This is a genomic window from Zobellia russellii (assembly GCF_018728565.1).
Classification (GTDB): Bacteria; Bacteroidota; Bacteroidia; order Flavobacteriales; family Flavobacteriaceae; genus Zobellia; species Zobellia russellii.
In genome coordinates this window covers 79,506-95,081 of sequence record NZ_JACSOI010000003.1, presented here as the reverse complement: position 1 = coordinate 95,081, position 15,576 = coordinate 79,506, and the positions used below count along the sequence as shown (strand labels likewise).

Annotated in this window: 6 protein-coding genes; all 6 read right to left on the bottom strand. The window is 38.6% G+C overall.

The annotated features are described in order from the left end of the window. Positions 1-7 precede the first annotated feature (7 nt). On the bottom strand, positions 8-1,033 hold the full coding sequence (locus tag H9565_RS08500) for a DUF5627 domain-containing protein (protein WP_215438804.1): 1,026 nt from the start codon (positions 1,031-1,033) through the stop codon (positions 8-10). Between the two features lie 62 nt (positions 1,034-1,095). Beyond that, a complete protein-coding gene (locus tag H9565_RS08495) occupies positions 1,096-2,823 on the bottom strand; it encodes a RagB/SusD family nutrient uptake outer membrane protein (protein ID WP_215438803.1) in 1,728 nt (575 codons plus the stop codon). 19 nt (positions 2,824-2,842) lie between these two features. Beyond that, positions 2,843-5,692: a SusC/RagA family TonB-linked outer membrane protein gene (locus H9565_RS08490; RefSeq protein WP_215438802.1), complete on the bottom strand. Its 2,850-nt coding sequence runs from the start codon at positions 5,690-5,692 to the stop codon at positions 2,843-2,845. A gap of 37 nt (positions 5,693-5,729) precedes the next feature. Further along, complete coding sequence (locus H9565_RS08485; RefSeq protein WP_215438801.1) at positions 5,730-7,538, bottom strand: RagB/SusD family nutrient uptake outer membrane protein; 1,809 nt, start codon at positions 7,536-7,538, stop codon at positions 5,730-5,732. A gap of 11 nt (positions 7,539-7,549) precedes the next feature. Next, positions 7,550-10,648, bottom strand: coding sequence for a SusC/RagA family TonB-linked outer membrane protein (locus H9565_RS08480; protein ID WP_215438800.1), 3,099 nt, complete (start codon positions 10,646-10,648; stop codon positions 7,550-7,552). Positions 10,649-11,341: 693 nt separating this feature from the next. Then, positions 11,342-15,457, bottom strand: coding sequence for a two-component regulator propeller domain-containing protein (locus tag H9565_RS08475; RefSeq protein WP_215438798.1), 4,116 nt, complete (start codon positions 15,455-15,457; stop codon positions 11,342-11,344). Positions 15,458-15,576: the final 119 nt, after the last annotated feature.

Genomic DNA, 15,576 nt, shown 5'->3' with positions numbered 1-15,576 from the left:
TCCGATCTTATTTTAATTCAATTTCAAACTCTTCAAAAACAGCGGTCCTATCCCGTATGACCAAGGTATCCTTAACGGCATGAGTTTCTGAATTATCCGCATCTGTATAGGTGTAATCCAAATAAATAACATCTCGTGGTTTTCCTCCCCATGTATCTCCTCCTTCTACAAATGTTCCTGTACCACTAACATTATAAGGGTCATCTTTATAGCTTGAAATGGTGCAATTATTTTCTGAAAAAGTTAGTTCCATAGCTACGTTTCCGGGACTTGAGTTTTCTCCTCGTCCAATAATATTTTCTAGGTGCACTTTGTTAAAACCGCTAGTGGCCACAAAGGTTATTTCATCATCTACAGTAAACTCTGCATTGTATTCCCTACCTAGAGTGGGTGTTCCCGTAGTAATCATATCAGTTCCTCTTCGGAGATAATTTCCATGAAACCTATTCATGTATTTGATACCAAAAAGCGTGTAGTCTTTAGGAAGAATGTCCCAGTGGTTGGCATTCACCCTATCTAAATCGGTTATACCTTCAAAGCTCACACCTGAATGAATACTATCTATATTTTCGGCCTGTGTTAGCCTAAGGGGAATTACGTAATTGGTAGTATTGGTTGCTCCAAAAGATAAGGTGTCGTTAAAAAAATCATCGTACAATTGTACCTGTATTCGCGCCTTAGTATCTCCTGCGGATATGGTTACGGGACTAATGTTCTCAAAAGTATAATAGCTTGCCGGAAGTGGTTTTACATTTGCAACATTGGCCAATAAACTATTATCTACCTCAAAGTGAATTTTTCTTTCTTCATCGTTAGAATAAACCCCGGTCATTAAAGCTGTAATTTCAAAACGATGGGCATTATCCTCCACATTTATTCCTTGGTCATAATTACCCAGAATTAGGGTTCTTGCCGGTGTTTGGTATGGAAAATAGACGGTTTGCGTATCAAAATCATCAAATTCAGGTTCTGTATTGCTACACGATCCCAAGAATAAGATTGAAAGTATACCAATGAAATATCTTGTGTTCATAAAATGAAAAAATTAAATTAACATTTTGGCCGAAGCTTAAATTTATATCCTTTTTGAATGCCTTACCATCCTTGGTTTTGTTCAATTAAATTGAATCGTACGACTTCATTTTGCGGGATAGGCGCATAATTGGCATTAGCATTATAGAGCCTTGGTTCTACCGTAAAGCTTTTGTAGGCGCCCCCATCAAACTGTAACCCTTTAGCATCCGGGGTTTGGTCAAAAAGGTTCCACCTTCTTAAATCGTACAACCGATGGCCTTCAAAGCAAAGTTCTAAACGGCGTTCGTTACGGATCAGGTTTCTCATATCTTCTTGAGAACTTATACTACCTAAGTACGCATCTGAATTATTAAGTCCAATACCAGCTCTCTGCCTTATGGCCCCGATGATATTTCTAGCGGACATGCCACCTACCATTTGATCCGGCCCTCCTAATTCATTGGCTGCCTCAGCAAGCATAAGGAACAAATCCGTATACCGTACAAAAACATTTATCTTCTCCGAGCTAGAGATGGAACCATCTGCACTTATTACTACTCTTTGATCTAATAATTTTTTTAGATAATACCCCGATCGTGTTGACCGTTGCGAAATTTGGTCAATACCATCAACACCTCCATCATTAGTAATACTTACCGCTCTCCCATTTAAATCATTGCCGTTATAAAGTATGTACCGCTGTAATCTCATATCCCTATTTTCAAAAGGATTGGCTGGGTTATAGTCTGGGTGGGATTCCGAGAATGGAAAACCATCTAACATAGGAAAAGCTTCCACCAAGTTTTGAGACGGGTTAAGTTGACCTTGCCCGTTTAAGGAAGGAGGAAAATGCTGACTTTCTACCCAGGTCATAGAGGTAAAAGCGTTACTTCTCCAAAGTACTTCAGGAAAATTTCGTGTTCCTATGGGAAATTCATAAAAGTTAAAATAACCTTCAGGATCAAGTCCACCAAGACCTCCAATATCATTTAGAAGTTCTGCAAGAAGGTTAGCCGCCTCTTGGTAATACCCTCCTTGGCCGTTCATAAAAGCAGGACTTGCCGCCAATAAGTACAACTTAGCTTTATACGCCTTTACGATTCTTCCGTTTATTCTGTTGTCCTGATCTTTGCCGAATACAAATTGATATTTATCATCATCAGAATCATTATACCTAGAAGGTCTTTTGGCCAAATCACCATCATAATCCATTGGTAAGTATTCCAACGCCTCATCAAAATCTGCCAAAATTCTGGAAACCGTTTCTTCAAATCCTAACCTAGGTGTGTTGAAATCGGCATCAAATTCATAGAACTCGCTAATGTAAGGTATGCCCAATAATTGCCCTGAAGCACCACGCCCCCCATGCTCCTGAAGAATCCAAAAATGTCTAAGTGCCCTAAGTGCAACGGCTTCACCATACAAACGCTCTTTAAACAATTCATTGGTTTCATCGTCTCGCTTCCACTGCACCTCTTCTATTAAGGTGATAAATTTATTGGCATATAATACTTGCTCATACATACCCCACTTACTTGTATAGGCGTTTTGGGCATTCCATTCTCCGGTGGCCATTCTACGGTAGCCGCTCAAGAAATTATTTACGGCATCATCTGTTGCTGCATCATTAAAATAGAGTTGATTAACCAAGCCCTCATATGCGTTTAGCAAAACGCCCTCGGCAAAGGCCGGATCAAAATTGAGACGATCTTCCCCCAATAGATTTTCATCTACGGGTTCTACCAAGCTACACGCCATTATGGATGAAAATAACGTGAAAAGGGTTATATTTTTAAGTATGTTCTTCATTTCAATTTTATTTTTCACATTAAAACTTCATTCTTGCCCCAAAAGAGAAATACCGGAACATTGGATCAAAACCTAACTGTAATTCCCTGATATCCTTGTTTTTTGAAAATTCCGCCAAATTAGACACCGAAGTAAACAGGTTAATATCCTTCATTTTTAATTTGTCTACCAATTGATCAGGCAAATCAAACGTTAGCTGTACCCGTTGTATCCTAAAGTTGTCATTACTGTACAACCAATAGGTAGAGGGCTTATCAAAATTATTGGTGTTCCCAATTGAGGAAAGCCTTGGAAACGTAGCTGTATCCGCAGTAGCTTCCGTCCATCTGCCCTCAACAACTTCTGAGTATTTGGCGTCTCCTTGAGGTTTGTAATAATCTCCGGACAAGAGCCCGTCCCTACCCGCTTCTGCAGTAAAGAGAGCGAATAAAGTAAAGGCTTTGTAAGACCATGTAAAGTCAGACCCAAAACTCCAAGGTGCTCCGTACAATCCAATTTGGACCATATCTTGATCATTTATAACATCATCTCCATTTTGGTTCTTATATTTAATATCACCCGGTTTTACTGTACCATATTGTGTTGGCAAGTCACCTTTTAGCGTTCCATCCTCATTAAAATCATCCACACCAAATAGTCCTAAAGACTCAAGGCCCCAGATAGCATCTACGGGAGTGCCCTTTCTATTTTGGTATTCGTCTTCGTAAATCTCGTCTACTTTTATTCTCTTTGACTTCGTATATAGTACCCTGGCCCCAATATCCAAAGTTGAGTTCTCTGTTTTTGTACGGTAATTGACACCTACTTCAAAACCTGAATATTGATCCTCGTTAAAATTACTATACGGTCTAAACGAATTGTAATAATCAGGATATAAGGTAGAAGCCCTAATTACTTTTTCTCCCATTACGGACTGAAAAACATTGGCCTCTAACCAAACCTTTTTAAACATTAATGCTTCAAAACCTAATGTGTAATCCGTTCTTTTTTCAAAATCCAAACCTAAGTTCTGACCGCGCAGAATTTTTGTAGATGCATTGTAATAGCCCGCTCCATTGGTATCTCCCCAATTATACCCCCCACCATCTTGCTGATAAATAGCGTCGTAAAGAAAATAGTCCTGAATACCCAAATCTGTATATACCACGCCAATGGATGATCTTAATTTCAAGTAATCTAACCATGATGATTCTTTTAAGGAAGACTCCTCAGTCAATACATATGCCAAGCCTAGCGATGGTGCAAATTTACCTCTATTGCCCTCTGCCAACTTTACAGAGTTTACGTAGGCCCCACTGAAATTAGCGTATATCTTCTTCTTAAAATTGTAATTAAGGCTAAATGCTACATGACTGTTTTTAGCGGACTGTTTTTCATCTTTCACATAGGTATTATTGGCAAAGCCGATTAATGACGCATCTATAAAATGGTCATCCTTAATTTGTTTTTCATAGTTCAACAGACCATAAAAACCATACCTGATAGCAAAAACGTTTGTGTTTACACTTTCAACCTGATCTTTAAGGTCGTTATCCCTTACGTTGACCAAATCGATAATTTTGTTTTGATCGTTCCAAGTAGGTTGATACACTGCATACTCATTCTGAACACTTAAATTGTAAATGTTGTAAAAATCAAAACTCACGTAACTCTTTGCAGACAACCCTTTAGTAATTGCGCTAAGGTCAAAATCTATAGCATTGTTCACCTGACTCATACGAGTCATGTTCGTTTGGTAACCGCCTGCATAAATACTTGCAATGGCACCACCATTGAACACTTGGTTCCCCCCTAAAAGAAAACCATCATACTGGTTGGCCGCGTCAACAACACCGCGCAAATCAGGATTTGCAGAAAAGTCAATCTCGCTTATGGGCAGTAATGGGGAATATAAGTTAGGCCTTATAGAATCGCCCGCTGCGTAAATATTACTAAGCGATGTTTTATTTTTATCGATAATAGCCACAACATCTAAGCTACTTTTAATCCAATCATTTACTTTAAAATCTATATTACCCCGTACATTAAACCTTTTAGCTCCTTTGTCATTTTCAGGGTTTACCGATTGAAAACTACCATCCGATTTAAACCCGAGATTAATATAGAACTTAGTATTTTCAGAGCCCCCTGCAAAATCTGCCGTAACATTGGAATACGGCGTTAATGGATTAAAGTTTCCATCGTCATAAAAATCTACATTTGGGTATCTATACGGGTTGACACCACTTCTGTGGTTTTGTATTTGTTCTGCAGAATATAGTTCGCCCAGACCGTCATTGGCGCGAGCCTCATTAAAATATTCCATATAATCTGCCGAGTTCAAATAATTGGGCATGCTAATAGGTAATCTTACCCCAGTACTGGCACTTATATTAAACTGCTTTTGGGTGGAACCCCTTTTTGTAGTTACTACTATAACACCGTTTCTAGCCATAGAGCCATAGAGGGCAGATACATTTGCATCTTTTAATATGGTGATTTCCTCTATTTCCTCCATATTTAACAAGTCTATATTACGCCCCGGGATACCATCAACCACTATCAAGGCCTCTCCTAACCCACGAACACTGCTCCCTCCCGATAAACCGGTAAGTCTTCCCCCAAGGGCATCGCGTACCCATTGTGTAGTATCAAATTTTAAAAAGTCTCCTGGTTTTACGGTAGACGAAGAACCCACAATATCTTTTTTCTCCGTGGTGTGGAAACCCAAGTTTATGTCTTCGTTTAAATAGGACTCCAACCCATTAGGTGCGTTCTCTAAAATAACCGTACTGGTGGAATCTATAGTTTGTGCCGTTACCGACATGCAGCAGAGCATACAGAAGGACCCACCAAGCAGAAGTTTTGTAAGTATATTTAATTGTATCATAAAATATGGTTATTGTCTAGTGGTGAAATCGTTTTAATTACCAACCTGGGTTTTGCGGAAAACCTTCATATATTTCTGTGTCGTTTTTAGGGAAAGGCAACCAATAGTGCTTATCCTCAAAAACTTTGGTTCTTAAGACCCTTTCTACAAAATTTATGGGTTTACCTTCGGCATTACGATCAAAAATTATTTCTGTTTTAAGCTTATATTTTTCTTGAGTGCCCAATTTCCATCTTCTAACATCCATCCAACGATGAGATTCATAAGACAGTTCTACGGCCCTTTCCCTTCGTATTTCGTCCATAAAAGCATTATCACTAACAAGGTATTCCGGCTTTACGTTTAAACTACCATCCGGAACTGCGCGCTCTCTAATTCTGTTAATGGCATCAAGTGCGGATAGTTCAAAACCTTGTGGTTTTCCATTGATTCCGTAAGCGACCAAAGCAGCTTCCGCATACATTAAATACACATCTGTTAACCTCACATGAAGACGCCATGCAAATACACCTTGATTATCAAAATTGTTGAACCCCACCGGAAACCATTTTTTGGCTACATATCCCGTTCTAGATCCATTTCCTTTGTTAGGATAGCGGTGTGCACCTTCCCTAAAAAACTGGGCATAACGATGCACCTCGTTTTCTCCCGTGGCAGCACCAAGGTTCTCCACCATTTGATCTCCATCTAAAACAATCCATTTGTAAAGTCTTGGATCTCTATTCTCCCAAGGATTGGCCGGGTCATAGAGAGGGCTATCCTCACAGGACAATCCATCGCTCATTCCAAAATTGTCCTCAATATAATTGTGGGTAGGGAACGATGCTAGGTTATTTTGACCAATTGCCCCCAACTGCCAATTCGTAGACAGAAAACTTTGAAACCAGCCTACAGAACCTGCCTGGCTAAAAATATACTCCGAAGAATAGGGATATCTACCTTGTGTTGAATAGAAAACACTTTCATACTCATCCCAAGGTGTAAGGCTGTATCTAGACATTTTAAGTACCTCTGCAAAGGTATCCGCAGCACGTTTTGCCAATTCTACGTCATAATCATAGGTACTACTACTATTTTGCATAAGCGGACTAGCTGCATAGAGCAAGTTCTTTGCTTTTAAGGACAAGGCGGCTCCCTTTGTAAGCCTGAACATATTTTCTCCTCTTGATTTTAATCCAGGCTCAAAATCAGGGTCGTCCCAATCAACCGGTAATAAATCAACAGCTCTTTGAAAATCCTCGTCTATTTTAAGAGCAGTTTCGGACCATTCCGCAGGTCTCTCCAACTTCCAATCATCTTCCAGAACTTGGTCTATATATGGAATGCTTCCCCAAAACTTCATGATTTCATGATGAAAAAATGCCCTGAAAAAATACGCTTGCCCTAAAACCACATCTTTTTCTACCTGATTGGCACCTGTCATTAGGCTATCCGCATCGGCTATAACAATATTTGATTTGCGAATACCCGCCCAACTGCTTGGCCATAGCTTGGCCCTGTCAAAAGGTAATTCGGCATCAGTGTTGGTGTTACCGTCAAACATACTTCCCGGACCGCTTCTTTGCCATTCCCAGTATCGTCCTTCATCAATGGCATAATCAAACTGCCATGTATCAATACCAACCGCATCTTCTGCATAACAGTGAAAATGTTGCCAATGTGCCGCCGTACTGTAATCTACGATCATGGCATACATCTCTTCAACGAAGCCTTGAGCACTATCAAAATTTTTAAAGACTTCTTCCTTTGTTAGTTCTGTCTCTATTGATTTATCCAGGTAATCTTCACAAGAGGCGAATATTCCCAGAAAACATATTCCTATTACCAGTTTGAATATTTTACGCATTGTCTACTATATTAAAAGTTAATGTTCAGCCCTATGTTATATCTCTTGAACGTAGGGTAATCACCTCTATATTCAGAGGCCGTACTACCGGTGTTATCCTGTCTGTCATCAGGTAAATCTGACCAGTAGGCCAAGTCGTTACCGCTTACGTAAACCCTATAACTACTTCCGTTTTCGGTTTTAAAAGTATAGGCCAACTCAATATTCTTAAGTCGTACAAAAGAAGCATCGTACCAATTTCTATACGGATCGGTTGCCCCTCCCGTACCCAACCAAGCGGGAAGTACTTCCTCTCCGTCTGGATTATCAACACTCCAATAATCAGATTTCTCCTCAAAGAACAAAGGGGTCTCTAGTATGAAACTTCTATCTTGATAATATTTAGTAGCATTGTTCACTCCATAAAATTGAACCATGAAGGATAGGTTCTTGTACCCAGTTCCCAACGTAAGATTATAGGTATTCTGTGGTCTTACGGTATAACCAAAAGGGACTGCATCATCACTATTTACTACCCCGTCTCCGTTATAATCTATTTCATCGTAGTAACCGGGGCGTCTGGTTTCTTGACTGTTCTCTTGAGGCGTTGCACCGTACACGTCGTCCCAAGACTGTAATATATCTCCCCTAATATTAACCCTAGGTTGACCAATGGCAAAACCTTCTTCTTTTTGATAGCTTTGCTTCAAGAGTGGGTCTTCTTTAAAAATAATCTCGTCTCTTGCCTTGGTAAAAGCGAAATTGGACCAGATATCCCAGTTTTGGGTCAACTGTTTTTTATAGTCCAAGGAAACCTCAATACCCTCAACCGTTGTCTCTCCAATATTAAAATCAGCAGGTTGAAAACCGAAGAAGCTAGGAACACTACGGGAATCTGCCGGCACAATTATATCATGACGGTCCTCTTTAAAAACATCGACTTCTAAAGAAAGGCTATTTTTAAGAACCGATAGCTCAAAACCTATATTTGCTTTTTCGGACGTTTCCCATTGCAAGTTGGGGTTACCAATTATATCCTCCATTCTAAAGGTATATGGTGAACGCGTGCCGTAGGGACTTACATTATTTAAAAATGCACTACCTCCACTAGACCATTGTGACAGGTAAGCCCATCTTTCTCCGGCACTATCATCTCCAACAACTCCGTAAGAACCTCTTATTTTAAACTTATCCAACCACGTTGCCGATTCCATAAAGGGTTCATTACTTACCATCCATCCCAAAGCAACTGATGGGAACAGCTCAAATTTATAACCTGGCCCGTACTTCTCCGAACCATTGTAAGCTCCGTTTACATCAAGAAAATAGCGTCCGTCATAATTATATGTAGCACGTGCAACCCAATCCTCACGGTACCTCGGGAACATACTACCAATTGCGTATTCTTCCCTGTTCATCAACATTAATATGGTGGTATTGTGCTTTTCAGCAAAGGTTCTATTGTAGTTTAATGAAAGCTGATAAAACAAACGTCTGCTTGTTTCCCAATCTTGTATGGTAAGCCCATTGCGTTCCCAAGGATTCAGTACAAAATCAAACTGATTTGTGCCTACCGGTGAAACCAGTTGAGCGGATCCGTCTTGGTCGTAAATCTTGTACACTACGTTATCTAAACCAGTGGGATTCTCTTCCACGACTCCGCCACCTCCTCTAAAATTGTTATCATAGGACAAACGCCCGGTAAAACTTAAACCATTTAAGAGGAAATCTAATTTTTGATCTAGGACAAAATCACTGTTTACCTGTACCCTATGGTTTTTTGTTGAACCTTTTGCGGTTAGTATTACGGCAGGATTACTTAACTCAAAATTCTCTGTAATGGCCCTGCCGTAAGTACCGTCTTCATAAATAGGGGTGTATAAGTTTGGTGCCAGTGAATAGATACTACTGTACAACAATTGTGGGTCTGCCTGGTTAGAATTCTGAAGCCCATAGTAACCGGACAAGTTAACCGATAAACGAGTTGTAGGCGTAATATCAAAATCTATGTTACTTCTATAATTAAATCTATCATAATTAAAGTTGGGCGCATAATCACGTCCGTTATTGAAACTTCCCGCATCAAAAATATCACCCACGTGCTGGTAAGAAAGTGCACCAAAATATTTAACGGATTTTGTTCCTCCGGCAACAGAAAAATTAAGCCTATAATCTGTAGCAAAATCCTTTTGCATTACATCTACCCAATCTACATCTGGATAGATACTTCTCTCCAATTCATTGGCCGGATTACGATATTTTTCAATAATATCTACGGGTGTATAATTTCTCCAAGCTTCTTCGCGAACGGGAACCGTTCTTTCAATAGCCTCATTGGCCACCATTAAACTGTTATATGAATCGTATTTTTCTGGAATTCTAGACAATGTCTTTATTGCGGAACTTGCCGTAAGCGATAGTTGCGCCTTACCTTCCTTACCTCTTTTAGTGGTAATAAGTATTACCCCATTGGCTCCCTTTACACCAAACACTGCCGTTGCGGAAGCATCTTTAAGAACGGAAAGACTTTCAATGTCTCCCGCATCTATATCATTCATACTACGCTCAATACCATCTACTAAAATAAGAGGTTGCCCCCCACCGTTCCATGAGCTTTGACCACGAATAAAAATTTGGGGAGATTCATCACCAGGTCTACCTGTTGAAGATACCGTAGTTACACCAGGCAAACGCCCGGTTAATGCCTGCCCTACCGTAGAAACACCACCAGACTGCATAAGGTCTGCCCCGGTTACCTGCGCAATGGACCCTACAACACTCTCTTTGGTCTGGGTACCATACCCCACAACCACCACCTCATCCAGTTCCGATGCCTCGGACTGCATGATAACGTCCATTTCTGTTCGTCCGGATACGTTAATGGTTTGTCTTGCATAACCTATATAACTGATAATCAACGTTGCATCTTCCGGTACATTAATGGTATAGTTACCATCAAAATCTGTCATTACCCCATTTGTGGTTCCTTGTTGTAATATACTGGCACCAATAATTGGCAAACCGGTATCCGCTTCCGATATATTACCGGTTACCGTAATCTTACTTTGCGGGTAATCACTGGCAGAAAGAATAATGGGAGAAAGCAAAATAAACACTACTAAAACTCTCATCTTCTTTAATAAATGAAAACAAAATATAGACTGTTTTGTACAAGGAATCCGTTTTTTCATACCGCTATAATGTGGGTTGATATTTCTTAATTGAGCTTTGTATAATTATGGTTGGTATAACTTTTTATTATTATCAAAAAGCCCGGCTTTACTTAGACTTATTGAAACTGGTAAAACAAAGAGCTACTTGAAAATCATAAATAAATCCTAACGACTTTTCAAATTCACAATTGAACGTTAGATAATTGTTAATTTCCTGTTGTAAATGTTAAAAAAAAATCAAATAAACAAAAACAGGGATGATGCCACTAGCCTTTTATTTGTTGCAATTATTCCTCGTTTGATGCACTTTGCAACATTTGTAATTTTTTGTGCAACATTTGTATTCTTGTCGAATAGAAAAACCGCGTACCCATGTCAATCTCATGAGTATTTGAACCGATAACATGTGGATTTTAACGGAAAGGGTTATGGAAAAACTAAATAACCAGAGCTGATTTAAGTCTTTTAAAGAAGCTAATAGTACCTAAAAGAACACACTATAAAGTACAGTCAAGAAACAGGGTCCTAGTTTTGTTTCACACTCATAGAACTACTGCAACGGAACAAAGTTTTTGCTAATAAAAAAATCCAAGGGGTTACTGTTTAGAAGGGTGTATTTACCCAGTAAAGGATGGAATAAGCAATGAAGTTTTATGCTTTGTTATTTTGCACATCCATAGGAGCTATTCCGAAATAATCCTTGAATCTTTGGGAGAAATAGGTTGTAGATGAAATACCAACTTTGGAGCAAACATCAGTTAGGTCTTTGTTTCCGTTTTCGAGAAGTTTTTTAGCTATTTGAAGTCTTTGGTTCCTAATAAATTCGTTAGCCGTTTGGTTGGTCAGTCCTTTTACTTTCCGATACAACTGACTCCTACTCAAATTTAAATGCGAGGCCAACGACTCTACCCCTAAATTTGGGTTAGTGATGTTCTCATGAATATAATTCACCGCTTTTTCAACAAAAGCTTTATCCAAAGATGTAATACTGGTATCATCTTGGATCTCTCCCATAGACTTAAAATATTTCTTGTAAATAACCTCCCTGCTATGAATGAGCTGTTTAAGATGTTGTTGTACCAATTTCATATCAAAAGGTTTCTCCAAGTAAACGTCCGCACCCTTTTCAATACCTGATATTCTATTATCCACCTTAGATTTAGCGGTAATCATCATTATAGGTATATGACTGGTCTTAATATCCGTTCGTATGGCTTCACAGAAATCATAACCGTTCATTTCAGGCATAACAACATCCGTCATAATAACATCGGGCAGAAGTTCCAGAGCCAATCGTAAACCTTCTTTTCCGTTTTTTGCAATATGAATTTTGTACTGACTCTTAAACTCCGTTCTCAAATAATTTCGTAGTTCTGCATCATCCTCAACGATAAGTAAGGTTTTTGTTGTTTTTGTTGATGAAGGCTGACTGTTTTCCTCGGGAACAAAACTAGATTTAACTAAACTTTGTCTTGGAGACGACACACTACTGTTTTCGGTTAGAATTTCTGAAGCTTTAAAATGGGCATTTCCTAGTGGAAGTGATACATTAAAGGTTGTTCCCAAATTCAGTTGACTATTGACCTCTACATTGCCGCTATGGAGTTTCACAAAATTATGAACCAATTCCAGCCCTATACCCGTACCGTTATAGAATCCCTTTTTGAAAGGTTCAGCTTGATAAAACCTTTCAAACAATTTATCCTGTTCCCCTTTCTTTAGACCAGGCCCTGTATCCGACACAGAAAACTCTACATGATTTTCTTTTTGCTCAATATTAACGTGAACGGATCCACCTTCTGGTGTAACCTTGAAAGCGTTAGACAACAAATTAAAAATTATCTTCTCCAACATACCTTCATCTGCCCATAGCCTAATAACATCTTGGTTTGAACTTACCTTTAGCTCAATATGATTTGAAAAAGCTTCTTCTATAAAATGGTCTACAATTCCTTTTACAAACGGTACAACATTTAGATTGCTGGCATGAATTTTAATTTTGTCGGATTCTAGTTTACTAAAGTCTAACAACTCATTGATCAAACGAATTAAGCGCTCCGTATTCTTATATATAGTAGCATGCTTGATTTTAAGCCTGCTGGAAAAATTAGCGTTCGGTTCGCTTATAATATCTCTAATAGGGTTCAGAATTAAGGTAAGCGGCGAACTAAATTCGTGAGCTACATTTGTAAAAAACTGAATTCTCTCTTTGTGCAATTCTTCCTCCCTTACCCTTTTTTGGCGTTCGTTTTCAACCTGCTGTTTGTCTATAATTCGTTTTTTTTCAAACTGCCTTAACAACCCCAGCAAGGACAAAATAATAAGAGCATATACAAACAGTGCCCAATTGGACTTCCACCAAGGAGGCAACACCTCTATGTATAGCTTCTTTGGAGTTTCACTCCACACCCCATCATTATTAGCCGCTTTTACCATAAATGTGTAATGGCCCGCATCTAAGTTGGTATAGGTAGCACTCCTTGCCTTACCCACAAAATTCCAATCGGTTTCATAGCCATCCAGATAATACGCATACTGGTTCTCTTCGGCTCGTGTATAATTTATTCCGGAAAATTCTATGGAGAATACAGACTGTTTACTGTTTAACGTAATACTATCCGTTTGGGAAAGTGCTTTTTCCAAAGGAGAACCTTCGGCCATAGGCTGCACGGTTTCATTAAATAGTTTCAGGTTTTTAAGATAGACCTGAGGAGGTGTTTCCAATATATTTATGCCATTGGGATTAAAATAATCAATTCCTTCTGTTCCCCCAAAATATAACTTTCCATCATTGTCCTTATATAACGCATTCTTATTATAGTCACTAGAAACCAAACCATCGTTTTTAGTGAACTTGGTAAATTCATTGGTTTTAGTGTCAAACAATACTAAGCCCGAATTACCATCCAACCATAAATTACCATTGGAATCGCCAATAATTCCAATAACGTTAGGCATACTTAAACCGTTTTCGTTATTATACCAAGTAGTAGAGCTATCCCGAGTGTTGAAACGCAATAACCCCATACCCCTAGTTCCTGCCCAAAGAATGTCTCCATCTGCATACAATGATACTATGTCATAATAGGTCAAATTTTCGGTCTTATCCGCAGATATAGAATTGTTCATACGTAACAGTTTATAAGAATCATCCGTATCTTTATCTAATTTAAACAGACCATTAGTTGTTGCTATCCAAATGGTATTTTGAGAATCTACTTCTACTTTATTTATATATTCCCCTGCCAAATCATGAAGCTCAAACGATGAAGGAATTATATTGGTTTCATTTTTATCATTAAGTTGAAACGAATACAAACCCTGATTAAAGGTCCCAACCCAAACCTTACCAAAATCGTCTTCTGCGAAGCTCATAATAGCGCCGGAGCCTTTTCTGTTTCGTATGACAGGAAATTTGTAATTGACGAATTTTGTAGTTCCCTTTTTTAGAAAGTAAAGACCTTTATCCCAACTACCAACCCAAATGTTCTGTTGGCTATCCATAAACAAAGACTGAATATAATCACTGGTCAAGCCCGTGTATTCTGAACGGACACCTGTATTGATATGTTTGAAATAGTTAGTTGCTTTATCCAAAACATCAATACCACCTCCATCCATTCCTATCCATAACTTACCATTATTGTCTCCAATAATTGAGGTTACCGAACTTATTTGCAATGAGTTGGACTTATTATAGATACTTTGAATTTCACTAAACTTATTGTGGAATTTATCATGGACTACAATACCTCTATTATAAAAACCCATCCATATTCTTTGGTCTTCATCTACATACAAAGACCAAACAGAATTGGATAAAATACTTTTCTCATCATTTTTATCAAAGAGATAATGATGAATTACACCTCCATTTTTGTTTAGGCTATAAAGTCCGTCATTTTCCGTTCCAAGTAAAATCTCATCGTATGGCGATTCTGCAATAGCGAAGATGTTATTTGATGTAACCTTAAAATTATCTACAGCAGGTGTTTGGCTATCTGCAGACAACTTTACCCTATAAATACCATTAGAAATAGAGCCCGCCCAAATGGTATTATCCGAGTCTATAAACAATGACTGTATGCCCACGGCAATAGTCTTTGCCTCCTTTCCATCTCTAAATAGCGCAAAATCTACCCTCTTGTTTCTTGGGTCTACCTCTAGAAGGCCACCACTGGTAGCGGCATAAATTACTCCAGAACTGGTTAACTTAATCTCATTTACGGCAAGATAAGTATCTGAATTGGGGTTGTTAAAGGCTAATTCCTCAAGCTTTAATGTTTCAAGGTCCATGACATATACCCCTTGTTCCCCGGTTCCAACATACAGGTTACCCTTACCATCACCTTGCAAACTTATAACCCCTATATTACCGTATTTTGAGTTCTCCTTGGAAATTAATGGTATATGACGAAATTCATCATTATCTCTATCATAGAGCGCAAGTCCAATATTAGTTCCTGCCCATAATCTATTGCGTTGATCTAAATAAGTACAGTATACGAAACTACTGTTCAACGTCTTATGATTAATATCTTTGGGCCTGTAAGAGACATAGTCCATTCCATCATAACGATACACACCCGATCCATGCGTACCTATCCAAACAAACCCGTTGTTATCTTGAGCAATGGTATGCACACCAACCTGAGAAATACCATCCTTAATCTTATAAAAATCTAATTTCTTTCTTTCATCTTGCGCCGTTACCTGCCAGCTTAATATGCTTACGAAGTATATATAAAATAGTAATCTTTTCCCCATAGAAACGAGTGTCCCCCTGTGTTTTTCAATAGTTATACGAGATAAGGATAACCACCTTTATCCGAAAAAAAGTTAAGTTAATAAAAAACCGTTCCAAGTAACTATATGTATATGTTAAT